This window comes from Paenibacillus sepulcri, assembly GCF_042647105.1.
Lineage (GTDB): Bacteria > Bacillota > Bacilli > Paenibacillales > Paenibacillaceae > Paenibacillus_Z > Paenibacillus_Z sepulcri.
Genome location: NZ_JBHRUP010000001.1, coordinates 2,541,591 through 2,567,034 on the forward strand (window position 1 = coordinate 2,541,591; position 25,444 = coordinate 2,567,034).

Below are 25,444 nucleotides of genomic sequence, written 5' to 3' on the forward strand. Positions count from 1 at the left end.
ACTATAAAAGACTCACATAAACCAAATGGCAGCAAACCCTTGTGGTACAAGGATCTGCTGCCATCCAGCCGTTTCATTTTGATATTATAAACAGTCGCAAACTATCTTATAAATCAGTTTCCATTTTACCTTATAATTCACAGCGGACAGGAATTATTATTCGTTTAAAATTCCCGCTGTCTCAGCGCCTCATACAGCAGCACCGTGGCTGCCATAGCCACGTTCAGCGACTCCGATTGCCCGCGCATGGGAATAATAACGCTGGTGCTGACCGATTCAAGCGCAAGCGGCGACAAACCGTGCGACTCGCTGCCCAGCAGCAGCCACGTCGGCACCGTCCAGTTATGGCTGTAGCAGCTCTTCTCCGCCTGCAGACTGGTGCCAACCAGCTGAATTCCTCTGCTTGCCGCCTCCGGCAGATAGTCCGACAGACTTCCTTCAACAATAGGCAAATGAAACAGCGATCCCATCGTGGAACGGACGGTCTTGGGATTGTATAAATCCACACTGCCATCGCCTATCAGCACCGCATCCGCTCCCACTGCATCCGCGCTGCGGATAATGGTCCCGACATTGCCGGGATCGCGGACGCCGTCAAGCACCACAACCAGCGAATGCTCCCGGTATAAAGCGGACAAGTCGGGCTTAAGCTTGGCAACGATGCCGAATACCGGCGGCGGGCTGTCGGTTCCCGTGCATTTGGACATAACTGCGGAAGAAGCGGCAATCAGCTCGCAGCTGCTTTGTTCCAGCAGCTCCCGAAGCTCGGCCGGGATGCCGCGTGCAGCATCATAGACAACCTTCAGGACGTCAGCGCCGGCAAGCAGCGACTCCTGGACAAGATGAACACCCTCAACCAGAAAAGCATCGCTGCGGTCACGATGCTTCTTGTCCAGCAAGGCGGCCATCGCCTTCACGGTATCATTTTGTATGGAAGTAATATGGGATATTGGTTTATTCACAGATTGGTTCAGCCTTCCGCATATACGATTTCAAGATCTGTCAAATCCTGATTTTTACCGACGATAACCAGAATATCGTTGTCCTTTATAATATCGTCCGCATAAGGAGATATATTCATGTGATTATCGGTTTTTATCGCCAGCACATTGCATTTATATTTAGCCCGGATATCCAGCTGCTTCAGGTTCTTCCCAACCGCTTGGGCAGGCGCCTTCATCTCGACAATGCTGTAGTCATCCGACAGCTCGATAAAATCCAGAATATTGGGCGAAATCAGATGATGTGCAACCCGAAGGCCCATATCCCGTTCCGGAAAAATAACCTTGTCTGCGCCAATTTTGCTGAGTACCTTGCCGTGCAGCTCATTTTGCGCCTTGACGATCAGCTTGGGCACGCCCAGATCCTTCAAGATCAGGGTGGTCAAAATGCTCGCTTGGATATCCGCTCCAATCGCGACGACAACCACGTCAAAGTTGCGGATGCCGAGCGCCCGAAGCGCGTCCTCATCCGTCGTATCCGCCGAAACGGCATGAGTCACTATACTCGCGACATCCTGCGTTTTTTGTTCATCCGAATCGATGGCCAGCACTTCAAAACCCAGATTGGACAAAGCGCTGGCGACACTTGAACCGAAACGTCCCATTCCAATGACTGCAAATTGCTTCTTTGCCAAAAGTCCGCACACTCCTTGTATTCAGGTGAACACACTTTTCTTATTATACCACAGCTTTCCTCTATATCCGATACGAGGGAGGCGGGATGAAACCAGACGCTGCGGGATATATTAAACCCGAAATCGATAATGGAGGGATCCCCTTGAACATACTTGATTTGCGTCAGGCCATCGTCCAGCGCGTACATGACAAAACAGGTGAAGAACTTACGGAGGTTATCGAAGGGTCCATCGGCACCGATGAAAAGGCGCTTCCAGGTCTAGGCGTCCTGTTCGAAATGATCTGGAAGAACAGCCCTTCTCCCGATCAGAACCGAATGGTGCAAACCTTATATAACCATCTGCGTTCCGCAGAAAACGCTCCTCCAAGTCCGAGTTAAGGATCGAATCCAGTTCCATATCCGGTGTTTTCTGCCGCCAGTAAAACAGAATTGATTCCTCTCCTTCTTCATGACGGGCCGCGCCGGCTATGATTCTTTGGCGCGCCCGGATATACATAACGAACCGCCATAACGCCAATTCTTTTTCCATATCCTATGCTCCTGAGTCATACAAAAAAACCAGCTTGCCGGGAAGGCAAGCTGATTGATTGTTTGCTTATTTGGATTGGGTTTCAAGCGCCGGCATCGGCTGAGGACGCTCGCAGGTGCTCTCCATGTTGTAGTGCTTGCCGTCACGGGAAGCATCATGGAACCCATGCATAGCCTCAAGCACATGATAGGCAAGCTCCCCGTTCGCACGATGCGGTCCGCCTTCATTGATGGCCCGGGCCATATCGGCAACGCCGATTCCCCTGTTGTTGTCGGTGTAGCCGTGAGTCAACGCAATCTCTTCCCATTCTCCGCCCGCTTTTCTCAGCTTCACTTTGCCGCCGAAACCGTTCGGGTCCGGCACCAGCAGGGTCCCTGCGCTGCCGTGTATTTCAATGTTCGGCAGCGATGTTCCTCCCTTGGCGTCAAAGCTGGTAATCAGCGTTCCGACCGCGCCGCTTTCAAAATCCAGCACACCCGCGATATGCGTCGGCGTCTCGACCTTGATCTTCTGGCCGCGTTTCTTCTCGCTTGTGATGGTGCGCTCCGGATAAGAGATAACGGCAGAGCCCGTTACGCGTCTGATCGGCCCCAGCAAATTAACAAAAGCGGTCAAATAATACGGTCCCATATCAAACATCGGACCGCCGCCAACCTCATAATAAAACTCCGGATCCGGATGCCAGCTCTCATGTCCGCCGCCAATCATAAACCCGCTAACCGCGATCGGCGTTCCGATTGCGCCGTCGTCGATCAGCTTGCGGCAGGTTTGAATGCCCCCGCCCAGAAACGTTTCAGGCGCGCTTGCAACGCGCAGCCCCTTCTCCTTCGCCAGCTTGAGCACCTGCTGCCCTTCTTCGCGGGTTACAGCCAGCGGCTTCTCTACGTAAACATGCTTGCCGGACTCCAATGCCTGAAGACATACCGATGCATGCGCTTTGGGAATCGTCAGATTCACGACAATTTCAATCTCGGGATCGGCCATCAGCTGATCGACGGTATAGGCTTTATCCAGATTAAATTCCTGCGCGCGCTGCTCGGCACGGGATAGATCCAGATCAGCCGCAGCGACAAGCTCGAGCTCTGGATATTTTTGCAAATTGGTGAAATAAATTTTGCTGATATTACCGCAGCCGACAATACCGACTTTAACCCGCTTCATAATAGGGAACCCTCCTAAGGTTATGACAATGAATACATGCCGTGAAGCCGCGGCGGCCTGCTCCGTGCAGAACGCCGCAAGTATAAATGAAGAAACGGCTGACCCCGTTAGACATTAACTAACCGCGCGCAGCCCACAAGAAGCCGCGGCGCATGAGCTCAAGCACCTGCGGGATTTCCACAATACTGGCCTGATGTCCCAATGTGTTATGGAATACGCGGCCCTCTCCCCAGGTCTTGCTCCAGACAATCGGCATCTTGACATCGCCGAAAGAGGTTGTCGCATGAACCCGGACTGCAGGGTCGATATGCATATAATATTTCTCCGAAGAAACTTCAAAATCGCCGATTCCCTGCGTAAGCGGATCCTCGGCATCCACCATATTCACCTCATACAGCACCCCGTCATTGCCCGGGTGAGCCACCCATTGGCCGCCGACCATGTACTGGTATTCCACCTCATTGCGGAAGGAATCCGACATCCCGCCATGACAGCCGGCAATCCCGCAGCCGGCTTGAACGGTATCCAGCAGCGGACGCAGCTGCTCCTTCTCAATCGTCCCCATGGTCCACACGGGAACAATCAGATCCAGCTGCGCCATTAGATCGGCATCCTTATAGGCGTCAAGCGTATCGGACACGGTTACCTCGAAGTTCTCCTTGCGCAGCAAATCGGCGAAAATAGCCGCTACTTCCTTTGGCTGATGGCCATCCCATCCACCCCATACGATCAATGCCTTTCTCATTTCAACACACCTTTCTTCATCTGACTCGTTTTCTAGCGCAGCTCGGAAATCGCGACCCAGCGGCGTTCCTCAATTGATTTGTCTACGGCCTCCAGTACTGCCTGGCACGCTACCCCGTCATGGAAATTCGGAACCGGCTGACGGTCTTCCGACAGAGCCAGCATGAACTCATGCAGCTCATGCGTGAAGGTATGCTCGTATCCGATCGTGTGGCCCGGCGGCCACCAGGCTTCGCTGTACGCATGCGCCGGATCGGTTGCCAGCACACGCCGGAAACCCTGAACATCTGCGGCATCATCCGTGAAATAAACCTGAAGCTCGTTGACCCGCTCGAAATCGAACTTGATGCTGCCCTTGCTGCCGTTGATTTCAAAGGAGTTCGTGCAGCGGTGTCCGGGAGCAAAACGCGTCGCTTCAATGCTGCCAAGCGCCCCGTTATCGAATCGTGACAGGAACAGCGTGGCATCATCGACGGTAACAGGACCGCGCGGAGCATCCTTGTCGCCTTTGGCGCTGAGTCCGGTCATGGCGGATGGAAGCGGACGCTCTTTAATGAAAGTTTCATTCATGCCGATCACTTCCTGAAACTCACCTACCAGGAAGCGGGCCATATCGATCACATGCGCGCCAAGATCGCCAAGCGAGCCGGAGCCGGCAATTTCCTTCTGCAGACGCCAGACAAGAGGAAAGTCCGGATCCACGATAAAATCCTGCAGAAACATGCCGCGGAAATGATAAATCTTGCCGATCCGCCCTTCCGCGATCAGCTTCTTCGCAAGCTGAACCGCAGGCGCAAACCGATAGTTGAAGCCAACCAGATGCTTGATTCCCACTTTCTCCGCAGCTTCCAGCATTTCCACAGAATCAGCCAGGTTAAGCGCCAACGGCTTCTCGCAGAAGATATGCTTGCCCGCGGCCGCTGCAGCAAGCGCGATCTCCTTATGGGCGTCGCTTGGGGCGTTGATATCGATCAGATCAATATCATCGCGGGCGATCAGAGCGCGCCAATCGGTCTCGGACGATTCCCAGCCGAATTGGGCTCGTGCCTGCTCCAGCCCTTCCGGATCGCGGCCGCAGATCGCCTTCATCTCCGGCTTCGGCACATTCGGGAAGAACATCGGCAGCGCCCGGTAGGCGTTGCTGTGGGCTTTGCCCATAAATTTATAACCAATCATACCGACACGAATATTACTCATACATTGTGCCCTCCTCATTCAATTGGATATCTAAGTCCGGGTTCCGCCGCAGATAGAAAGTGGCAGGTTCCGCATTAAGAATCAAACACGTTTATGTCGGAGTCCTGGATGATGCCCGTACCACGAGCCGTACGGGCAGTTTGACATGAATAACCTCCTGCCGGTCCTGATCATTGCTATCCGCCGTAATAATACCTAGCAGTTGGGAAGCAGCCTCGCACCCGATCTGATAAAAAGGGACCATAATGGAGGACAGCGGCGGATCCGTCAATCTTGCGCCTTCGGAGTCATCGCAGCCAATAATGGCGGCATCCACGCCGGCGCGCATTCCGCGCTCCTTCAAGCCTTGCAGCAGACCAATCGCCATCCGGTCATTGGCGGCGATAACCGCGTCCGCGAGACCTGCGCCTATCATGGCGGCAACGGCTTCCGCATGCTGATAGCCGCTTGTCCGGCTGTAATTGCCGGTCAGCACCATCGCGGGATCGAAGGGCAATCCGGCTTCTTCCAGCGCCTGCTTGTAGCCGTCCAGACGATCCACGCTGTTGGAGTACACATCCGGACCATTCAGAAACAGGATTCGTCTGCAGCCCTGTCCGATGAGAGTTCTCGCAGCCTCATGGCTGCCCATGCCCTGGTCGGCGTCAATCGTATTATAGGCTTCGCCGTCGAACCGCTGATTCACCAGACAAAAAGGATAATTCCCCTCCTGCAGCTCTGCTAATGCCGCACGCTCGCCCGGTACATCCTGTGCGCCAAGAATAATACAGCCGTCCACCTTCTGAGTGCGGAACAAGTTCGCGTAATCCCTGGACTCATCCGGTTTTCGGAACAAGAGCAGCAGATCGTAGCCGCGTTCCTTGGCCGTTACGCCGATCCCGCTCAGAATTTCCGAGAAATAATAGGTCGAGAACAGATTGACCTTGGGCAGCAGAGGCAGTATGACGCCCAGATTGCCGCTTTTGCTGCGTGCAAACCGCTGCGCCAGCGCACTGGGAACATAATTCAGCTGCCTGGCCGCGGCCAGCACCCGCTCCCTCGTGTCCTCCTTAACCGGTCCGACCCCATTAAGCACCCGCGAAACGGTAGCTTCCGACACACCCGCAAGCCTAGCGACCTCTCTTCTGCGAATAAGTCCTTCCTCCCAATTCTGCTTGGGTTTAATCCGCGATTAAACCTCGTTTCATTGTGTCTTGTCAGATGGAAAACCCACGCAGTGTACACGCGTACATTTTCTCATGTAAGCGCCTCCCTGTCAATCCTAAATAAGGCGTCCGCTCCCGGCAGTTTCATGCCTTCTCGCGGCCCTGGTAAGCATGTCAAGAAGAAACGGCTCCGCCGTCCTTTGCGGCAGAGTTATGAATTCAATTAAAGAAGCGGAAATCCGGCACTGCGCCTGATTCCCGCTTCTCATGTTTATCTTTGAACCCCGGTCTGATGCGCCCGGGGTTTCATTTGAAACGGTTCACCCAGCCCACAAGCCTCTCCTGCTCACTGATGCTCAACTGGCCCTGCTTCAATATTTGCAGGTTACCCCTCACATATTCCGGTTTGCGCATGGAAACGATCACTTTATCGACAAGCGTGCTTTGCGCAACCCAGCGCAGCAGAATGCCTGGAGCATTCTCTTTCTCCCCGATCTCCTCCAGCTTCCAGCCGCGTATGAAGGGAGATAGGGCAAGCACCTCCATACCCGCAGTCCTGGCCAGCTTGAAGACTTCCTCCGCGCCCAGGTTAAACGCGTTATAAGGCGCAAGCACACAGGATACGGGATGCTTGTCCGGCAGCCCCTTCAGATCCTCCGCACGAGCCATGCCCAGAGCCACACGCTTGATCTTGCCCGCGGACAGCCATTCCTGCGCCAGCTTCAGTTCTTGCCCGAACCTGCTTCTATCGTTGTGTACATGAATCACAAGCGTGTCGATCCGGTTGGTTCCAAGCTCCTCCAGCATAATATCGATATGCTCCGCCTCATAAGGCGTCGGCCCCGGAAGCTCATCTGATTCAACTGCGGGCTTGAAGAAATTCCAGGCCATAATATGCGCCTCATCCCGCCGGCCCAGCTGCTCCAGAACTCTGCCCAGCGCCACGCGCTCCTGATAATAGGTCGTATCGATAACCGCGATGCCGTTATCCAGACAAGCAGCGACGATAGCGCACTGCTCCTCGAAGGAAGCAAGCGGATCGCTTCCAAGCGCTTCGATAAACGAGTGGCCTCCAAGACCCATTCCAAAACTCCGGTTCATCGGTCATCGTCCTCTCGACTATCTGTATTTTCTATACAAAAGCAAGCGCGCGCATCGGCGCGCCAGAACCTTGCTTTACCTTAAGCGGCGCTACCATAACATAGGATTCACCAAGAATCTGATCCAGCCGGGTCAGATTTTCGATAATGTTCACCCCATTGCCCAGCAGCACATAATGGGCAGGTGATTTATCGGCGCTGCTGCCATCGATGGCAATAGCGTCACAGCCGACAACTTTAATGTCCCGCGCCACCAGAAGCTCAGCCGCTTCTTTATTAATACCCGGCCAGGCAACGCTGAAATCAAGACTTTTGGTCCGGGGAACCCAATAACGGTCCCAGCCGAAGCGGAAGAATACAATATCGCCCGCTAGAATCGGCTGATTATCCCGCTCCCACCGCTCAATTTCCTCTGCTGTTACTTCATCCTTGGCTGTGTAATGGGAGAAATCCAGCGTCAGCGCGCGGCCGTAAAACTTGGCGACCGGCGTTTCATCCATATACAGGTGGGCGGGGTGCCCTTCCTGAATAAAATGCGCAGTCGCATCCATATGCGTCCCGCAATGCTCGCTCATCATCAGCTGATAGGCCAGGGCGATGCTTCCCGTTTCGAAAGAATCCAGAAGCGTGTGGTAATAACGGGAATGAGACTGAACGACCGGCATATTTTCCTCCAGCGTGTGGGACAGATCCACGACCTTCATCGTGGACAATAGCTCCGCCAGCTGGCTGACTTTAGACATATTGATCCCCTCCTTGTAAATATTGTGGCATGGATCAGATTTGCGGAATCGTGATCGGCACCTTGCGGCTTCTCTTCAGGCTTCTCATGACGCCATGCAGCAAGGCAAGACTTTTAGTTTGGAAAAAAGCCCTCTCAGATCATGTTCAATTTCCCCGTCGCTTTGACGGGATGAGATGAATTCACGCCTCGCCAACTTTGATATAAAGTCCGGTATACTCATAGATTTTCGGAATTGCGATTCGCAGCAAGAGGCTGCCGTCATCCCGGGTATCGGAGGAGATGAGCTGAACCGGCGCATCCTCATGCAGGCTGCGGAATTCCTGAACCCGCGAGCCCGCAAGCGTCAGCGAAACCTCCACATCCGTTACGGGAATCGTCTCCAGAATGGGGCGTCTTGGCAGCGATGTTGTGTTCACCGCATGCAAAATGTAGGCATCCCCGTCTGAACCGCTGCGATTCAGGCTGAAATGAACGCTGGATGGCGCAGTCGTGCTGACTTTATAATGGCTGCCAAGCAAATAATCCACGCTGCCCGCCAGCAGCCCGGCAAAATCGGCATGGCCGTGCAGCCAGATATTCCGGTCCGCGCCATACGGGAAGAACACCGATTCGCCAAGTCCATAACGGTTCAATAGAAGCGTCGGATATTCGGTATCGTAGCTTCTCAGCCAGGAGCGCTCAGGCGGCTGAGGGAAAATTTGCGGCACATAGGTTACGATGGACTCTGCGGTATCCGCCGTTCTGCGGACCAGACGCTGCGGTCCCCAGCTTGCCAGCAGCTCCGTATCCTCGAACCCTTGGGTCAGGGGATGACGCTCTCTTATCTTCTGGTAGCCGAACGTCGAATTATCCTTGACAATCCCCGTGAACGAGCAGCCAAACACATCGCCAAGCGCGTAATCATGGCGTTCCGATCCATCTTCGCGGAGCAGCGAGGTGCGGTCGGTCGAAATCAGCTTGCCCCCGGCCTTCACATAGCTGCGGATCGTCTCTGTCTCCCTATCGGACAGACAAGCCGCATTGGCGAGAATCAGCACGCGGGTTTGAGCCAGCGTCTCCAGGTTCAGCCGGTCATCCGTCAGCAGCCGGTATTGAATCCGGCGGTCGGTAAGCACCTGCTCCAGCCCGATCAGATGCGTCATATAAGCGTCCTTGGAACGGTCATGGTTACCCAGCGCCGCATTGGATGCTCTTGAATAGAGAACCGTTACTTCAGGGTCTGTATTCTGAATGGTCAGAACATCCTCATGGCGTTCCATATAGTCATAAATATCCGCGGAAAGCATGGCGTTGCGGCGGTCATAGGTCGATCCGGGATGCGCTCCGTTGAAGATTACATTCCAGAACGAACCGCCGGCGCTGATGGCTTCCCACATCCACAGCCTCGTCTCCTGCTTCGGAGAAGAGATGTAGCGCAAATTGTTGTTGGTGCCCAGGTGGCCGAACAGCATGACCGGCGTTTTGTCCGGCGACAGGCTCTTCAGAAATTTGATCAGCGTGGATGGCCCGTTAAGCGGTTCATGATCGGCAGTGAACAACGGCGTGACCAGGAAATCAAAATGCTCCCTGATGGCGTACAGATCATGGCTGCTGCCCTTGAACTGGTCATGATACAGGCCGAATATCTCCGCAGCGAAAGCTTTGTCCTCTCCGTATTTCTTCACAACGGCGCGGCAGTCGCGCAAATGCTCCTCGACGCAGGCCGCTTTCCAGACGCGGTACTCGTCGTAATGGGGATCGAAGAAATCCCCGCCGCGCGGCAGCTCTTTGCCGATTTCGCTGCGGTAGCGGTCCGAGCAGCTTTTGCAGTAACAGATGCCCCACTGGTTATAGGAATTTTCCCATACCCCGTCGATATCGTAATTCTGAAACAGGTAATCTATAAAGGCATAGGCATGCTCATTGCGGTATTTGCTCTGATAGCAGGGTTGAAAAATAGCCGAATGCAGCGGATTGTCGCGGATAAGCGGCTCCCCCTGCGCATTGATGCTGAACCAGTCGGGACGCAGCTCATAAATCCTTTTGTCCACGCCGCGAAAATCAACCCGGACAACCACTTTGATGCCTTTTGCATGACAGGCATCCGTGAGGTCCTTCAGAATATCTTCGCCTTGCATAAAGGGATTGGGATTGGCGGTGACCAGATTATGCCGGAAGAAGTCGACAATCCCGCCGCCGTTAACAATAATGCAGTTGGAGTGAATGCTCTCCAAATACGCCACCACCGATTGGGCGTCATAATCGACGATATCGGGCTCGCGAAGCACGGTCTGCAGAATGCGCAGCTGCTTCTGGTACCAGAAGGTATTATCCGTCATGGGTCATTTCCTTTCCTTAGTAACCATAGTAGCCTGTATATCCAACGTCCCGTTCAACTTTTTATCGAAGCCTATACGTAGCGGCTGTGCAGCTCATCGAGGCTGATCCGCCCTTCGAAATCATTGCAGATGTTCACATTGCTGCGCACAATCTCCGCATCGCGCATGCCCATGAGGGCCACGTCCACATAAGGGTTGGACAGCACGAACTGGATCAGCGCTGGCGTATAGTCGAAGGTATTGCCGGGGTTCACCATTTGAATCCAGCGCTGGAAGGTGCCCGAGGTCGGGGTGCGCATCGTCAGAATGCCCATCCCGGCCTTCTCCGCTTCCAGCAGGCTGCCGAAGGGTCGGCTAGGCTCATAGGGATGCTGGAAAATAAAATTGTAGCAGAGCTGTACCGTATCAAAAGCGCCGCTGCGGATCAGACGGTACACCGCGTCATTATTATCTTCGCTTGTGAAGCCGATATGGCCGACAAGCCCTTCTTCCTTTAACCGAAGCATCTGCTCTGCCATGCCGCCGCTGCTGAGGATATCGTCGGTCTGCTCCGGCTTGAAGGAGTCGCCGTGGATTTGCAGCAAATCAATCCGGTCCCGGCGAAGCCGCTTCAAGCTTGCCTCAAGCGAGGCGCGCAGCTCCCCGCGCTGGCGGTAGGCGATCTTGGTAGAGAGGAACAGCGGATAAGAGCCGCTCGCCTTGACTCCTTCAAGAGCCTCGCCCAGTATCGCTTCGCTTTGACCATCACCATAGGCAGGCGCTGTGTCGTAATAGTTAATGCCCGAAGCAAGCGACTCTTCGATGGAAGCGATGATGCGGCGCCGGTCTTCGGTATTTTCCGGGTCAAAGGCATGCAAATAATTTTTCAGTCCGGCCGCCGCCCCGCCATAGCCGACGCGGCTGACGGTTGCACCTGTTTTGCCAAGTTTCGTGTACTCCATATCAGCTGGCTGCCTCCTTACATATCGCTTTTCCAGGTCTTCAGCAAATAATCCGACATGCTTGCGCCCTGGCTGAACGCAGGTGAATTCATATAAGCCGCCAGAAGCCGTTCGTAATCGTCAACAGGCAGCTCAAGCCCCTTCGGAAAGAAGGTCACATTGCGGTTCCTGCGGAACTGCTCCTCTACCCATCCCGGAATTTCGATCGCCCGGGATGCCGGAGGCTCGCCGGAGAAGAACTGCTCATTCGCATTAGTACCGGCGATCAGGCGGAACTGCTCCTCGCTGCATGTGTCCATAAATCCGCGGAACAGCTCAAGCGCCGCTTCCGCGCGCTCATTGCGCCAGAAGAGGACAGGATACTCGCTGCCCCACATGAGATGCTCCGCTCCGCAATGCTCCAGCACATAGTTGATCCACGCTTTATATTCGTCATGCGGGGGAATAGAACCGCACATCCCCAGGTTCCGTACCAGAATACCGTAGAAACGCGGATGACCCATCAGCTCCGTGATGAAACCTCCTGCACGCTCGGCATCATTTGACTGAAAGCCGGCGTACATGAAGTGCGGCGCAGCCAGCCTCGCATCCGGATAACGGGCCAGCCATTCCAGATAAAGCTTCGCTATCCGCTGGTCGCGGCATGCGTCGATTCCGTAAGCCCACCGCCCCCTTTCCCCGACGATATCCAGCACCTCCGGGTCTTCCATCGCTTCGCGGTATTCGAACCGGATCGCCATCGCCCCGGCATCCAGCTGGAGCCGGATAATCTCCTGGCGCTGCGCCTTCGTTTCCCCGAAAGGGATGCCGACACACCGCAGACGATCGGCATGCTCCGCGCTTGCCCGTGCCAGCGACTGAAGGTCCGGCACAAGCGGACCCAGCACCGTGACCGCGCGCTCTATCTCATGAACATCCATATAGTGAAGCAGCTGCTCAACCGAACCGAAACGAGGCAGACCGAAATGAGAGTATGCATCTGTCGCTTGCCATTTCATCATCTATTCCCCCTTCAGACATGATTCCATCTACTATGAAATTCTTTTATGGAAAAATAGCTCTAGCGTATCTTCGGGGCAAGCTCTGCGGCATAGCGGATTGCCGCGATCATGCTGCGTTCGTCAGCCTTGTTCGTGCCCGCGATATCGAACGCCGTACCATGATCGACCGATGTGCGGATCACGCCGCCCTTCAGTCCGACGGTAATATTAACCCCGGCCTCGATTCCGAGCACCTTGATCGGCGCATGCCCCTGGTCGTGATAGCAAGCCACCACCATCTGAAAATCGCCGCGGGCCGCCCGGTAGAACAGCGTGTCCGCCGGATAAGGACCGGATACCTGAATACCCTCTTCAAGCGCACGCTTGATGCCGGGAACCAGCTTCTCTTCTTCTTCGCCGTATCCGAACAATCCGTTCTCCCCGGCATGAGGATTAATGCCGCACACCGCGATCGTCGGATTAGGGAAGCCCGCCTGCTCCAATGTGTCGTGTGCCAGTTTGATTACGCGGTAGGTCCGCTCCGGATTGATACTTGCGATCGCATCGATAAGTCCAAGATGCGTTGTCAGATGGATAACTTTCAGATTTGGCGTGGCCAGCATCATGGAGTAATCCTCGGTTTCCGTTAAATGGGCCAGAATCTCCGTGTGCCCCGGAAACCGGTGGCCGCCCATATGGAGCGCCTCTTTATTGAGCGGAGCCGTGCAGATGGCATCGATTTCCCCAGCCTGCGCCAGTTCCACCGCCTTGGCGATAAAGCGGTATGCGGCATCGCCCGCGCTTGCCGACAGAACGCCGAAGGGCAGATCATCCGGCAGCACATTCAGATCGATGCAATCGATGCTCCCCTTGTCATATAACGCCTCGCTCATGTACTGGACGCGTCTGATCACCACGGGCGACCCTGTTACCCGAACGGCCCGCTCCAGAATTCCGGCATCCCCGATAACAACTGACCGGCACAGGTCGAACACCTCTTGGGTTGCCAGTGCTTTTACAATTACCTCCGGGCCCACACCCGCCGCATCGCCCATCGTAATACCAATAATCGGCTTCATATCCGACTCGCCTCCTTAATTCGTTTCATTGCCTGCAGCAGCACTGCCTTCGTGCCAAATCCGCCCGCCTTGGTCACTGCCGTCCATTGCTTGTCCCTGCAGATCAGACGCCCCAACGGAACGCCCGTCTCCACTTCGCCCAGCAGGTCGAATCGTTTCGCCCCGATCAGCGAGCAGATATGTCCCGCGGTATCGCCGCCAGTCATGACAAAGCCGGCCGGCTCACACTCTGGCAGCGCTTCCACCAATGCCTCGGCAAGCCCCTCGGCAATGACAGCCCCCACCTCTGTGGGACGCAGTCCCTGCCGCTCTCCCATCGCCTTCGCGCGAATGATATCTTCTTCACTGGCGGAGCAGTACAATACGGTGTCCTTCCCGCTTGACAGGGAAGCTCCAACTTCAACCGCCGCACGGTGAATCTCCTGATTGCGGGCGCCGCCGCCGCCAACAAGCAAATCGGATTGAACGGCCACACCGTTCACTCCCGCTTCCAGCATATAGGTCAGTTGTCCTCTGGAGATGCCGCTGACACTGCCGATAACGGCAAGCGCCGGCTGTGTCCCCATTCCGGAGGATGGGCCTTGTCCGGTCCCCGGTTTCTGTGACTTCAATCCGGCCCCGCCGCCCCATGCCCGATCCGCAGCTTGCAGCGCCAGGCTGCGGGCAAGCCCTGCCGAGCCTGCCCAGACGATGCGCAGACCGCTGCCCGCCATCGACCTTGCCACATGATCCAGATCCTCATCATATAGGGCATCGAACAGAAGGTACGCAACCGCGGCCTTGTGCAGCAGCTCCAACTTTACGGTCAGCGCAGACTGATCCATCAGCTCATCGCGGGTGATGAGCGCACACGCCCGCTGGCTTTGCATTCCCACCAGCTTTGGTATATAGGATTCCGTCACCGGCGTTACCGGGTCATGGGCTGCTTCTGTATTATGAACAAGCGTCCCGCTCCGGTACTGGTACCCGTTCTCGGTTGTCCGGCCATTGCCGGGGTATGCCGGCGCAAGCACAATAAAATCCGGCTTGAACGCGTCGTACACCGCATCAAGCTCGGCTCCGATATTTCCCCGAAGCGTTGAATCGAGCTTCTTGTATACGATTCCGGCGGATAGCCTGCTCACATAATCGGCAGCATTCCTCACCTTGGCGTAGGCAGTTTGGGGCGAATCCGCACGGCTGTCCGTATTGAGCACAACCGCATCAACACTGCCCGGGGCTTCCTCGTCAAGCCGGAACAGCACCGACGCGCTGTAGCCGCTCGCTGCCAGCTGCACGCCGCTGTCGTTAGCACCTGTAAGATCATCGGCGATCATAGCAAATTCCATAGCTTCTCCTTTCGTAATCAAAGAGGATCACTTGCCCGCAGCCCGGTTGGCTTGCAGGCTCAAAAAAGTCGGCTGCGCATGCTGGTAAATTCGAGGAACAAAGCTCCGCAAGCGCAATGCTGCTAATTCGAGACACTTTGCTCGCAAGCGCAATGCTGCTAATTCGAGGCACTTTGCTCGCAAGCGCATGCTGCTAATTCGAGGCACATTGCTCGCAACCAGAAGCTTACAAGGCAGCTTTCCACAGGCAGCTTGCAGCTTTACCATTCTGTTTCCGCCTGCTTCACCGGATTATCACCGGCCTGTTAGAATGACGGTAAATTCCCGTCCTCGTCGAACCGGAATTCCTCCCACCCGCCTTCGGTCTCGATGTTCGGCGAAGCTTGAATTTCCTCATAAACGGACTCCGATACATAGACATGCTCGACGTGAAGCGTGCTTACGATACGGGCAATTCTCGCCCGCTCCTCCGGTACGTTCCAATTCGCCCGCAGCGCCGCCGTCAGCGCCGCCCGGTCATTGTCCAGGGTGATCGGTACCGATGCCCGGGAGAGAAACGTGCTGGTAATAACATTCTCATTCATTATCTTCCGGTCGATTTTATCAACCAGTCGGGTCGTGGTCAGATCTGCAAGTCCGATACCAAGCGCATTGCCGTGGGATTCCTCGCTCAGATCGCCTGCGATGACGTATTTGATCCGGGGCGACACCGGCTCCGCTTCTCCCTGAATCCGCATTCGGCCGATGATGTTCGTATCCATCCCGGTGCCGCTGTGGTTTTTGCCGATTTCATCGACAATGAGAATATCCAGCTCATCCGTCGGAAGCTTCGGATACATGGCTGCAGAAGCAAGCAGAAGCGCTTGCTCGCGTTCATTGATCCTATCCGGTTCTATGGCTTCCAGTATGGAGGTCTGCTCGACGGCATTTTCCACAATCCCGAGACCGAACACAATCCGGCCCGATTCAATCACAACCTTGCCAACTTCGGGCATAATATCCCGGATGCCGGGCACTCCGTAGGAGTGAAGCAGCAGCGCCTGCTTATGCTTGCCCAACCCGATCGCCGCCATTTTCGTCAGGCCGCTTTCAATTCCGACAGGCGACTTGAAATCGGTATGCAGCTTGATGCGTGCGACCAATACGACGCCATCCGCCTCAGACGCATGGCGGTCCATGTAGACGGCGGTTCCGCTTTGCGTCTGCCCGATTTCTACCACGTCCATGGAGCTGATCACAGGCGCCCCGCATTTCTCCTCGGTAACGCCGAGACTTTCCAGCACCTCAATCTGTCCTTCCGCGGTCGCTCCTCCATGGCTGCCCATAGCCGGCACAATAAAAGGATGAGCCCCGTATGACTTGATTTCAGCTGCGACTGCTGCAATAATCCGGGATATATTCGCAATTCCTCTGCTGCCAGCCGTAATCGCAATCCGCTGACCTGGCTGAATTCGCCAGGCAATCTCCGGTTTCCTGATCTCAGCGGCAACTGTCGCCTCTATATTTTCGACTGCTGGTGCATGAAAATGCTGACGGATTTTTATCATTTTCGGCAAGGCCATATGCTCAACGCCTCCTCATGAAATAAGTATAATTCAGCCCCTCATCCCAATCATCATAATAAAGGACGGATTTATCACAAAATCCGCCCAATGCTTTGCAGGTAGTCCAGAAGCTCAATATCAGCTTTCAACATTTTTAATGATTGGATTCGATCTCCGGCGAAGCACCGACACCAGCCACGCTCCAAACAGGAGGGCCGCCAGGCCGTAACCCATGTAATCGAAATTCAGGCGGTTCACCCAACTGAAGAGTGGATTTCCTTGCGCCATCTCTCCGGAAAACGTCTGCAGCAATTCTACAGCTCCGATGATAAGAGCAGCAGCTACCGAGACTGCGGTGATCGTCGTATTATAATACAGCTTTCGCATCGGCGTGATGAGCGCCCAGTTGTAGGCTCTCGTCATAAATACGCCGTCTGCCGTATCCAGCAGGCTCATGCCTGCAGCGAACAGCAGGGGCAGCGAAAGCAAGCCCCATACAGATGCGGCGTTCTGCACGGCTGAAGCAGACAGCGCAAGCAGTCCGATCTCCGTAGCGGTATCGAAGCCCAGACCGAACAGGAACCCGAGCGGGTACAAATGCCAGCTGCGGCTTACCAGCTTTAATGCAGGCTTGGCCAGCCGGGCGATCAGTCCCCGCGATTCAAGCAGCTGCTCAAGCTTCGCCGGATCCGTCCTGACATGGCGGCCTTTGCGAATGATGGCAACCAGCTTCACCAGAACCACCAGATTGATAAGCCCCACGATCAGCAAAAAGATCCCCGATACGCTCATTCCGATCACACCGCCGACCCGCTGCATATCCGGCATGAAGCCCTGCGCCCACTGGAGCGATATGCATAAAGCGACAACCATCAGAAAAACAACCGAAGAATGGCCAAGGGAAAAATAAAATCCTGTCCCCAGCGCATTCCGCTTCTCCTGCACCAGCTTCCGTACCGAATTGTCGATAGCCGCAATATGATCAGCATCAAAAGCATGGCGGAGACCAAGCGTATACGCCAACAAGCCCATGCTCCAGAAAGCGGGAAGATCATGCACAACCGTGAGCAGCCCTGCAAGACCGGCAATATGAAGGACCGCGATAATAATGGCGTAGTGGATCCATGAGCCTTTTTTTACCTTTTCAGACATGGTCGGTCTTTCCTCTTTTCCTCTTCGAAATGCGGGCCTGCCTCCCTTGGGCAAATTAAAATCTGCGGACTTATGTAGAAGACAATTCAAGCTGCAGCTGCGACAAGCATCCCACATCCATTGTAACGAATTGATCGCTATAAAGTAACCTGTCTCCCGGAAATTTCTCCGTGCTGCAAGGGCTGCATGTGGTCAAACGACCGCCGTCATGCAGCGAAACACCACGCGCGGCGAGCTGCCCAAGGTGCGAAAAGCGATCCCTGCCGCTCCCCGCGCCCGCTGCCTGCGCCGCTTAACATTTACAGGCGGAGCGCATTTTCGCGCTCCGCCTGATAAACATGTTCCAGCGCCGCTTGCTGTCATCGGCCGCCAAGACGCTGCACCAGAGAATCAGATGAAGGAATATCTGTTCCAGGTCTGCAAGTTCATGCCTCTAAAAATATCCTTCTTGCCGATTCCTCTGTCTGCTATCCTACAAATAACGATAACCGGGCAGTGTCAGAAACTCCTCGAAATCCTCCGCTTCGCTCATCTCGGCGAACAAGCGGCTGGCCACGTCGAATTTTCCGCTCTCATAAGCGCTTTCCCCGATTTTCGTACGGATTGCCTGCAGCTCCTCGTCAATCAAGGTACGGGTCAGTTCAACCGTTATGCGGCGTCCGTCGCTGAGAACGCCTTGGGGATGCTTGATCCACTGCCATACCTGCGCCCGCGAAATCTCAGCCGTCGCCGCATCCTCCATCAGGTTATTGATCGGTACGGCTCCGATTCCCCTGAGCCATGCCTCGATATACTGGATGCCGACGCTGATATTGGTACGCAGCCCGGTCTCGGTAATATCGCCGGCAGCGGGAGTGAGCAGATCGCTTGCCGTAATGGTGACATCCAGCTGCTTGGACACCTGATTGGCTTCCGGCATCAGCTCGTCGAATACCGCGAGCGCTATCGGCACGAGGCCGGGATGCGCCACCCATGTGCCGTCATGGCCATCCGAGGCTTCCCGCCATTTGTCCGCTCTGACCTTGCCAAGCGCTTCTTCATTGGCTTCAGGGTTATTCTTGATGGGAATTTGCGCCGCCATCCCGCCCATGCAGTGAGCGCCGCGTTTGTGGCAGGTTTGGATCGCCAGCAGCGAGTAGGAGCGCATGAAAGGAACCGTCATTGTGACAACGCTGCGGTCAGGCAGGATGATGTGCGGCTGCTTGCGCAGTTTTTTGATGTAGCTGAAAATATAATCCCAACGGCCGCAGTTGAGCGCCGCGATATGATCTTTCAACTCATACAGGATCTCATCCATCTCAAAAGCCGCCATGATCGTCTCGATCAGAACCGTTACCTTGACGGTTCCTTGCGGAATACCCAGCGTCCGCTGCGCCTGAACGAATACGTCATTCCACAAACGGGCCTCCTGATGGCTTTCCAGCTTCGGAAGGTAGAAATAAGGACCGCTGCCGCGGGCCAGCAGCTCTCTGGCATTATGATAGAAATAAAGACCGAAGTCGAACAGGCTTGCCGATACCTCCTGGCCATCCACCAGCATATGCTTCTCCGTCATATGCCAGCCTCTCGGGCGGGCAATCAGTACAGCAGCCTGCTCGTTCAGCTTGTAAGCTTTTCCCTCCGGACTCACGAAGTCGATGCTTTTGCGGATCGCGTCTCGAAGGTTGATTTGTCCGCCGATTGAATTATCCCAGGTGGGGGAATTCGCATCCTCGAAATCGGTCATGAAGGCCTTGGCGCCCGAGTTAAGCGCGTTGATAACCATTTTCCGGTCGCCGGAAGGCCCGGTTATTTCCACACGGCGATCCTGAAGATCAGCAGGCACGGAGGTGATTTTCCAATCTCCCTGCCGGATGGCAAGCGTCTCGGGAAGAAAATCAGGCAGCTCGCCCGCATCAATCCGTTTCTGCCGCTCAATGCGGACCTTCAACAGTTCTTCGCGCGTACCGTTGAACGACCGGTGCAGTTCGGCGACGAAGCCCAGCGCCTCAGGGGTCAGGATTTCAAGCTGTTCCCGGGTCAGGTCGGCGGTCAGTTGAATCCCTGCATTTTGCAAAGCCTGGTTGTTAGCATTCATGTGTTCTCACGTTCCTCTCTGATTTGAAATCATTTTAGAAAACCTCATCGGCCGCGACCGGCTGGCGGGCCGACTGCTGCAGCTCACGCGGTATCCGATTCGCAGCGCCGGTCCGGATAGCCGCCTCGATCACGGCATCCCGCACACGCGGAACCACCTTGTCATTGAAAATGCTTGGGATGATATACTGTTTGCCCAGTTCGTCATCGCTTACGATGGCGGCAATGGCATAGGCGGCTGCCAGCTTCATTTCCTCATTGATTACCTTGGCCCGGCAGTCCAGCGCCCCGCGGAAAATGCCGGGGAAGCACAATACATTATTAATCTGATTCGGATAATCGCTTCGACCCGTTGCCAGTACCGCAACCAGCGGCTCCGCAACCTCCGGATCGATCTCCGGCTCCGGATTAGCCATCGCAAAGACGATCGGTTCAGGGGCCATGCGCCTGACATCGTCCGGCTTAAGCAGATTGGCGCGGGACACGCCGATGAAGACGTCAGCTCCATCAATCACATCGGACAGCGAGCCGCGCTTGCTTTTCGGATTTGTCTTGGCGGCAATCCGCTTATGCGCCGGATGGTCATCATGCTCGCCGGCGATCAGAGCGCCCGCTTGATCCACCGCCACAAGCTCGGTCACTCCCGCCGCCAGCAGCATATCGATGCAAGCCGCACCGGCGGCACCGACGCCGCAGACGACCACCGATACCTCCTCGATACGTTTGCCGGTGAGGCGAAGCGCATTCAACAGACCCGCCAGCAGCACGACAGCCGTACCGTGCTGGTCATCATGGAAGACCGGAATATCGAGCTCCTCCTGCAGGCGCCGCTCAATCTCGAAGCAGCGGGGAGAGCTGATATCCTCCAGATTAATGCCCCCGAACATCGGCGACATCGCTTTGACAATCGAAATTATTTCCTCTGTATCCTTTGTCGCCAGGCAAATCGGGAACGCATCCACATCGGCAAATTGTTTAAACAGCACCGCTTTACCTTCCATGACCGGGATAGCCGCTTCCGGCCCAATATCCCCAAGGCCCAGCACTGCGGTGCCATCCGTGACAACCGCTACCAAATTGCGTTTCGCGGTGAGAGTAAACACCTTGGACGGATCGTCGCGTATCGCCATGCATACCCTGGCCACCCCAGGTGTGTAAACGCGGGAGAGATCCTCCCTGTTCTTGATAGGGATCTTGGGAGTGACTTGAATTTTGCCGCCCAGATGAGCCAGAAAGGTGCTGTCCGACTCATTCACGATCCGAAGGCCGGGAAGAGCCCGGAGCGCCCCGGCGAGCTGTTCGTGTACGTCTACATTCAACTGCACGGTAATGTCGCGGACCGTTACATCCCTGGAAGCGCGGATCACATCGACTGCGACAATATCGCCGCCTCCTTGATGTACAACTGCAGCGATATCACTGAACTTGATGAGCGACAAATCCATCTCAATACGAAAAATAATCGTTGTGCTGATCGCCATCGACTGCTGTACACCTCCTGTTGTTCATTATTATGAACAACGTTTATTATTATGATTGAGATTATTCTTTCATACATCCTACTCTCTGTCAATATAAAAAAAGATCCCTTTTCCGGGGCGCTTCCGAAAATGGGATCCGCGGGCTCGCCTGCAACCACCATGCGCCTGCCTCGCGAGCGCCTCAGACGGCAATGGACAGCAGCTGGGCGAGGGCCTTAACCTCGCGTATGGCTTCCATCTTCTTGCCTTCCCAATGGTGAATGGGCATGGAGCAGCTGATCGCTGCGGCAGCCTGCCGGCTGCGGTCGAATATGGGCGCGGCTACGCAGCAGAAGCCCATAACCCCTTCCTGAATATCCATGGAGCAGCCGCTTGCGCGCACCTCCTCCAGCTCTTTGAGCAGCGCTTCGCGCGAGCCGATTGTATGCACCGTGATCTTGCTGAGCGTCTCCTGCGGCAGGATTGCCCGCACCTCCTCCTCGCTCCTGAAGGCCAGCAGCGACTTGCCAAGCCCGGTCGCATGGGCGGGGAAGCGAATGCCGGCGCCCGATACCATCTGCACCGGGGATGGCGCTTCGACCTTCGCCAGATACTGCACATCCCCGCCGTCCAGCCTCGCCAGCTGGATGGACTCCTGCAGCCGGCGGACAACCGGCTCCGCATTGCGCTTGAATTGGTCGATCAGATCATATTGGCGGAAGTAAGCGCCTCCGAAATCGCCCATGACGCTCCCTAGCGCGTAGGTTTCGTTCCGGTCGCGGTCAATCCACCGCAGCCGCTCCAGCGTGCTGAGCAGCGAAAACAGCGTGCTTTTGCTGATTTCAAGCCTTCTGGAGAGATCCGACAGCTTCCATACATACGGCTCCTCCGCGAGCAGCGCCATAACGGCATGTGCTCGGTCAAGAGCCGGCACAGCATATTTTTGATTCATAATCTCGTTCCCTCTTTCTTCCGTCTCATCTCTAACGCTGTACACTCTGTATGCTATCCTTGCATGATGGGCATTCGCTGATTATGCAGATTAAATAGGCGAATAAATTATAAACCCTTGTTCCGTATTTCGAACAAAGCCATCGTATCATGCCGGCCCAGTTCAGTCAATTCACCTTCTTGAACTTGAATCGTGATTTTTCCAAGAAATAGACAGTCTTCGACCTTCGGCGGTGCAGCCTGGTTTCTCCCCTCAGAAATATAAGCAGCGCATCATGAAATTTTATACGTTCATATATTTTAAGACATTCACAACTTCTTAAGATGTAATCTGGATGAACGCTCAGGTATAATAATAAATGCTGGGGAATGCTACATATAAAATTCCAAAATCATTCAGGAGGAGATCGAATTATGAACACATTCGTTTACCATAATCCAACCCGGCTGGTTTTCGGCAAGGGGACGCTTGAGAGACTTTCTGATCTGGTCAAGCCATACGGAAGCAAGATACTTGTCGTTTACGGAGGAGGCAGCATCAAACGCAATGGCATCTACGATAACGTCATGCAGCAGCTCCGCAGCATCGGTGCCGAAATTCACGAGCTCGGCGGCGTGGAGCCAAACCCGCGACATACCACGGTGAACAAAGGTGCGGATTTGTGCAAGAAGGAAGGCATTGAGTTCATCCTTGCCGTCGGCGGAGGAAGCGTCATCGATTGCGTAAAAGCCATTTCGGTCGGAGCCAAATATGACGGCGATGCCTGGGATATCGTCACGCGCAAAGCTGAGCCGAAGGCCGCGGTTCCTTTCGGAACCGTGTTGACGCTCGCCGCAACCGGCTCCGAAATGAATAGCGGCTCCGTCATTACCAATTGGGACACACAGGAGAAATACGGATGGGGCAGCAATTTGACATATCCGCAATTTTCTATCCTTGATCCCGAATCCACCAGCTCCGTACCCAAGGACCATACGATCTACGGCATCGCGGACATCATGTCCCATCTGTTCGAGCACTATTTCAACCATACCGCCAACGCACCGATCCAGTCGGCGTTTGTTGAGTCCCTGCTGCGCATCGTAATTGATGCGGCTCCCAAACTGATCGCCGACCTGCACAGCTACCAGCAGCGCGAAACGATTTTGTACAGCGGCACAATGGCTTTGAATGGCATGCTCTCCATGGGTACAGTAGGCGACTGGGCAAGCCATAATATCGAGCATGCGGTCAGCGCGGTCTATGATATCCCGCATGGCGGAGGACTTGCCATCTTGTTCCCGAACTGGATGGGGCATGTCCTGGATGCCGGCGTTCCCCGCTTCAAGCAATTTGCCGTAAATGTGTTCGGAGTCGATCCTGCTGGCAAATCCGACCGTGAAACCGCGCTTGAAGGCATACAGGCGCTCCGCGCCTTCTGGAACTCGATCGGCGCCCCAAGTCGGCTGGCTGATTACGGAATCGGCGACGACAAGCTTGACATCATGGTCGACAAAGCGATGATTAACGGTCCTTTCGGCAACTTCATGAAGCTGGACCGCGAGGATGTCCGGGCTATTTACGTGAGCTCCTTGTAAAAGTTCTTTCATAGGATTCGGCAGTATTTGGAGGCAATAGTTTTAAATATAATTTTTGGAAAAAGAAAACTTGCACACCGGGTGTGCAAGTCAGGCTGTCGAGAAAGTCTCGACAGCCTTTTCTATCCCCATTTAATTTAACACGACACCGCGTTAATATGATATAATATAGGTAACTTATACCGAACGGATGGTGCCTCCTATGTTACGTTCTAACCGTGATAAACAACAGCATTATGAGTTGGTTTCCATTGAAGATTTAGTCCCAGCCGACCATCTGCTGCGGAAGATCGAGACGTACATCGACTTCTCCTTCATTGATGAGAAGGTTCGTCATCTTTACTCCCAGGATAATGGACGACCTGCCATTGATCCGCTTGTTTTATTCAAGATGATTTTTCTCGGCTATTTCTATGGCATTCGTTCTGAACGCCAGTTGGAGCGTGAAATTCAGACGAACCTGGCCTATCGCTGGTTTCTGGGGCTTGGCTTAATGGAACGCGTTCCTGACCATACAACGATTAGTTGGAACCGCCGGACACGATTTAAAGATACGTCGATCTTTCAAGATATCTTCGATGAGATTGTACTTCAGGCCGTCTCCCATCGCATGGTTGGTGGCCGTGTACTCATTTCCGATTCGACGCATGTAAAGGCAAACGCCAACAAGCACAAGTACACAAAAGAGCATGTACAGCAAAACACGCGCGATTACGTGGAGGAACTCAATGCGGCCATTGAAGCAGACCGGAAGGCACACGAAAAAAAGCCTTAAAACCACGGGAGGAGGTGAACGAGGACAAGGAAGTGAAGGTCAGTACGACGGATCCGGACAGTGGTTATATGATCCGTGACGGGAAGCCGGAGGGATTCTTTTATTTGGACCATCGTACCGTCGATGTGAAATACAACCTGATAACCGATGTCTTTGTTACCGCTGGCAACGTGCATGATTCCGTCCCGTACCTCTCCCGTTTGGACCGTCAACGTGAACGATTTGGTTTTGCCGTAGAAGCTGTGGCACTCGATTCCGGCTATTTGACGGCTCCGATTTGCAAAGGACTTGAAACCAGAAAGATATTCGGCGTGATTGCCCATCGTCGTTTCCATTCCAAACAGGGCTTGTTTCATAAATGGGAATTTACCTACGACGCGGAGCGCAATGTCTACCTGTGTCCGCAAAAGCAAGAACTACCCTACAAAACGACAGACCGTAAAGGCTACCAACACTATGCTTCCGATCCAAAGCAATGCGCAACCTGCCCGATGGTGGAGAAATGCACCCACTCCCGCAACAAGCGAAAAGTGGTGACGCGCCACGTTTGGGAAGCAAGTAAGGAACAGGTGCGGATGAACCGGCTCAGCAAATCCGGTAAACAGTTGTACCGCAAACGAAAAGAGACGATCGAGCGAAGCTTCGCGGATGCTAAAGAGCTCCATGGGTTTCGCTATTGCCGTTTGCGGGGGCTGCAGAATGCGACCGAACAAGCACTCATGACCGCAACGGTCCAGAACATGAAGAAGATTGCTCTCCAGCTAGAAAGGAGGGCTTCGAAGGGATAATGCCCCCTTCGAAGCCCTAGGAAACAGAATATATTCAAAAAAAAGAAACCCAGCGTTAAAAATGATGGGTTTCTCGACACTCTGACTTGCACACCGGGTGTGCAAGTTTTCTTTTTTTATTAACAGCCCATGAAGCGGACGCCCCCATTAAACTCCGATCGTCCTGCGACAAGATCTGACTTCTAAAAAAATCCCCCCTGGAATCGGAATCCAGA

General features: G+C 54.5%; 21 protein-coding genes. 3 read left to right on the plus strand and 18 right to left on the minus strand.

Features of this window, described 5'->3' with window-relative positions:
* Positions 1-164: 164 nt before the first annotated feature.
* Positions 165-962, minus strand: a complete 798-nt coding sequence (locus tag ACFOLF_RS11285) for a TrmH family RNA methyltransferase (protein ID WP_379113918.1) — start codon at positions 960-962, stop codon at positions 165-167.
* An 8-nt stretch (positions 963-970) separates the two neighbouring features.
* Positions 971-1,636, minus strand: coding sequence for a potassium channel family protein (locus ACFOLF_RS11290; RefSeq protein WP_210038143.1), 666 nt, complete (start codon positions 1,634-1,636; stop codon positions 971-973).
* A gap of 86 nt (positions 1,637-1,722) precedes the next feature.
* Here ACFOLF_RS11290 and ACFOLF_RS11295 point away from each other — a divergent pair, with 86 nt between their 5' ends.
* Positions 1,723-2,016: a small acid-soluble spore protein SspI gene (locus ACFOLF_RS11295; protein WP_379113916.1), complete on the plus strand. Its 294-nt coding sequence runs from the start codon at positions 1,723-1,725 to the stop codon at positions 2,014-2,016.
* A gap of 217 nt (positions 2,017-2,233) precedes the next feature.
* On the opposite strand, the gene ACFOLF_RS11300 is transcribed toward ACFOLF_RS11295, so the two are convergent.
* The 16 genes from ACFOLF_RS11300 to ACFOLF_RS11375 form a co-directional block, all read right to left on the minus strand.
* Positions 2,234-3,328 carry a Gfo/Idh/MocA family protein gene (locus ACFOLF_RS11300; protein WP_210038142.1) on the minus strand — a complete coding sequence of 365 codons (1,095 nt, stop codon included), beginning with the start codon at positions 3,326-3,328 and terminating at the stop codon, positions 2,234-2,236.
* A gap of 118 nt (positions 3,329-3,446) precedes the next feature.
* Positions 3,447-4,073, minus strand: a complete 627-nt coding sequence (locus ACFOLF_RS11305) for a ThuA domain-containing protein (protein ID WP_210038141.1) — start codon at positions 4,071-4,073, stop codon at positions 3,447-3,449.
* 32 nt (positions 4,074-4,105) lie between these two features.
* Positions 4,106-5,269 carry a Gfo/Idh/MocA family protein gene (locus ACFOLF_RS11310; protein WP_210038140.1) on the minus strand — a complete coding sequence of 388 codons (1,164 nt, stop codon included), beginning with the start codon at positions 5,267-5,269 and terminating at the stop codon, positions 4,106-4,108.
* 91 nt (positions 5,270-5,360) lie between these two features.
* The gene (locus ACFOLF_RS11315) at positions 5,361-6,434 is read right to left on the minus strand and encodes a LacI family DNA-binding transcriptional regulator (RefSeq protein ID WP_379114075.1); all 1,074 of its coding nucleotides are present in this window, start codon (positions 6,432-6,434) and stop codon (positions 5,361-5,363) included.
* Between the two features lie 286 nt (positions 6,435-6,720).
* Positions 6,721-7,515 (minus strand): aldo/keto reductase, encoded by a 795-nt coding sequence (locus ACFOLF_RS11320; RefSeq protein WP_210038139.1) that lies wholly within the window; start codon positions 7,513-7,515, stop codon positions 6,721-6,723.
* A gap of 31 nt (positions 7,516-7,546) precedes the next feature.
* On the minus strand, positions 7,547-8,257 hold the full coding sequence (locus ACFOLF_RS11325; RefSeq protein ID WP_210038138.1) for a cyclase family protein: 711 nt from the start codon (positions 8,255-8,257) through the stop codon (positions 7,547-7,549).
* Positions 8,258-8,438: 181 nt separating this feature from the next.
* The gene (locus tag ACFOLF_RS11330) at positions 8,439-10,577 is read right to left on the minus strand and encodes a hypothetical protein (protein WP_210038137.1); all 2,139 of its coding nucleotides are present in this window, start codon (positions 10,575-10,577) and stop codon (positions 8,439-8,441) included.
* A gap of 71 nt (positions 10,578-10,648) precedes the next feature.
* Entirely contained in the window at positions 10,649-11,518 is an 870-nt protein-coding gene (locus ACFOLF_RS11335) for an aldo/keto reductase (RefSeq protein ID WP_210038136.1), read from the minus strand.
* Positions 11,519-11,535: 17 nt separating this feature from the next.
* A complete protein-coding gene (locus tag ACFOLF_RS11340; protein ID WP_210038135.1) occupies positions 11,536-12,519 on the minus strand; it encodes an amidohydrolase family protein in 984 nt (327 codons plus the stop codon).
* A gap of 59 nt (positions 12,520-12,578) precedes the next feature.
* Entirely contained in the window at positions 12,579-13,577 is a 999-nt protein-coding gene (gene pdxA, locus ACFOLF_RS11345; protein WP_210038134.1) for a 4-hydroxythreonine-4-phosphate dehydrogenase PdxA, read from the minus strand.
* Positions 13,574-14,905, minus strand: coding sequence for a four-carbon acid sugar kinase family protein (locus ACFOLF_RS11350; protein ID WP_210038133.1), 1,332 nt, complete (start codon positions 14,903-14,905; stop codon positions 13,574-13,576). The genes pdxA and ACFOLF_RS11350 overlap by 4 nt, the downstream gene beginning before the upstream one ends.
* Positions 14,906-15,210: 305 nt before the next feature.
* Positions 15,211-16,467 carry a lactate racemase domain-containing protein gene (locus ACFOLF_RS11355; protein ID WP_210038132.1) on the minus strand — a complete coding sequence of 419 codons (1,257 nt, stop codon included), beginning with the start codon at positions 16,465-16,467 and terminating at the stop codon, positions 15,211-15,213.
* 120 nt (positions 16,468-16,587) lie between these two features.
* Positions 16,588-17,601, minus strand: a complete 1,014-nt coding sequence (locus tag ACFOLF_RS11360) for a HoxN/HupN/NixA family nickel/cobalt transporter (RefSeq protein ID WP_210038131.1) — start codon at positions 17,599-17,601, stop codon at positions 16,588-16,590.
* A gap of 472 nt (positions 17,602-18,073) precedes the next feature.
* The gene (aceB, locus tag ACFOLF_RS11365; RefSeq protein WP_210038130.1) at positions 18,074-19,678 is read right to left on the minus strand and encodes a malate synthase A; all 1,605 of its coding nucleotides are present in this window, start codon (positions 19,676-19,678) and stop codon (positions 18,074-18,076) included.
* Positions 19,679-19,712: 34 nt separating this feature from the next.
* The gene (locus tag ACFOLF_RS11370) at positions 19,713-21,158 is read right to left on the minus strand and encodes an NAD-dependent malic enzyme (RefSeq protein WP_210038129.1); all 1,446 of its coding nucleotides are present in this window, start codon (positions 21,156-21,158) and stop codon (positions 19,713-19,715) included.
* Positions 21,159-21,339: 181 nt separating this feature from the next.
* Positions 21,340-22,089: an IclR family transcriptional regulator gene (locus ACFOLF_RS11375; protein ID WP_210038128.1), complete on the minus strand. Its 750-nt coding sequence runs from the start codon at positions 22,087-22,089 to the stop codon at positions 21,340-21,342.
* Positions 22,090-22,502: 413 nt separating this feature from the next.
* Between ACFOLF_RS11375 and ACFOLF_RS11380 the strand changes: the two genes are divergently transcribed.
* Both ACFOLF_RS11380 and ACFOLF_RS11385 read left to right on the plus strand, forming a co-directional pair.
* Positions 22,503-23,666 (plus strand): iron-containing alcohol dehydrogenase, encoded by a 1,164-nt coding sequence (locus tag ACFOLF_RS11380; protein WP_210038127.1) that lies wholly within the window; start codon positions 22,503-22,505, stop codon positions 23,664-23,666.
* A gap of 202 nt (positions 23,667-23,868) precedes the next feature.
* A protein-coding gene (locus ACFOLF_RS11385; RefSeq protein ID WP_210038126.1) for an IS1182 family transposase occupies positions 23,869-25,229 on the plus strand; the annotation gives its coding sequence in 2 pieces (ribosomal slippage) (positions 23,869-24,439 and positions 24,439-25,229; 1,362 coding nt in all).
* Positions 25,230-25,444 lie beyond the last annotated feature (215 nt).

Bases quoted from the DNA above. Each gene is read 5' to 3' on its own strand.
- ACFOLF_RS11295 (WP_379113916.1), top strand. From the start codon at position 1,723: ATGAAACCAGACGCTGCGGGATATATTAAACCCGAAATCGATAATGGA.
- ACFOLF_RS11300 (WP_210038142.1), bottom strand. From the start codon at position 3,328: ATGAAGCGGGTTAAAGTCGGTATTGTCGGCTGCGGTAATATCAGCAAA.
- ACFOLF_RS11305 (WP_210038141.1), bottom strand. From the start codon at position 4,073: ATGAGAAAGGCATTGATCGTATGGGGTGGATGGGATGGCCATCAGCCA.
- ACFOLF_RS11310 (WP_210038140.1), bottom strand. From the start codon at position 5,269: ATGAGTAATATTCGTGTCGGTATGATTGGTTATAAATTTATGGGCAAA.
- ACFOLF_RS11320 (WP_210038139.1), bottom strand. From the start codon at position 7,515: ATGAACCGGAGTTTTGGAATGGGTCTTGGAGGCCACTCGTTTATCGAA.
- ACFOLF_RS11325 (WP_210038138.1), bottom strand. From the start codon at position 8,257: ATGTCTAAAGTCAGCCAGCTGGCGGAGCTATTGTCCACGATGAAGGTC.
- ACFOLF_RS11330 (WP_210038137.1), bottom strand. From the start codon at position 10,577: ATGACGGATAATACCTTCTGGTACCAGAAGCAGCTGCGCATTCTGCAG.
- ACFOLF_RS11335 (WP_210038136.1), bottom strand. From the start codon at position 11,518: ATGGAGTACACGAAACTTGGCAAAACAGGTGCAACCGTCAGCCGCGTC.
- ACFOLF_RS11340 (WP_210038135.1), bottom strand. From the start codon at position 12,519: ATGATGAAATGGCAAGCGACAGATGCATACTCTCATTTCGGTCTGCCT.
- pdxA (WP_210038134.1), bottom strand. From the start codon at position 13,577: ATGAAGCCGATTATTGGTATTACGATGGGCGATGCGGCGGGTGTGGGC.
- ACFOLF_RS11350 (WP_210038133.1), bottom strand. From the start codon at position 14,905: ATGGAATTTGCTATGATCGCCGATGATCTTACAGGTGCTAACGACAGC.
- ACFOLF_RS11355 (WP_210038132.1), bottom strand. From the start codon at position 16,467: ATGGCCTTGCCGAAAATGATAAAAATCCGTCAGCATTTTCATGCACCA.
- ACFOLF_RS11360 (WP_210038131.1), bottom strand. From the start codon at position 17,601: ATGTCTGAAAAGGTAAAAAAAGGCTCATGGATCCACTACGCCATTATT.
- aceB (WP_210038130.1), bottom strand. From the start codon at position 19,678: ATGAATGCTAACAACCAGGCTTTGCAAAATGCAGGGATTCAACTGACC.
- ACFOLF_RS11370 (WP_210038129.1), bottom strand. From the start codon at position 21,158: ATGGCGATCAGCACAACGATTATTTTTCGTATTGAGATGGATTTGTCG.
- ACFOLF_RS11375 (WP_210038128.1), bottom strand. From the start codon at position 22,089: ATGAATCAAAAATATGCTGTGCCGGCTCTTGACCGAGCACATGCCGTT.
- ACFOLF_RS11380 (WP_210038127.1), top strand. From the start codon at position 22,503: ATGAACACATTCGTTTACCATAATCCAACCCGGCTGGTTTTCGGCAAG.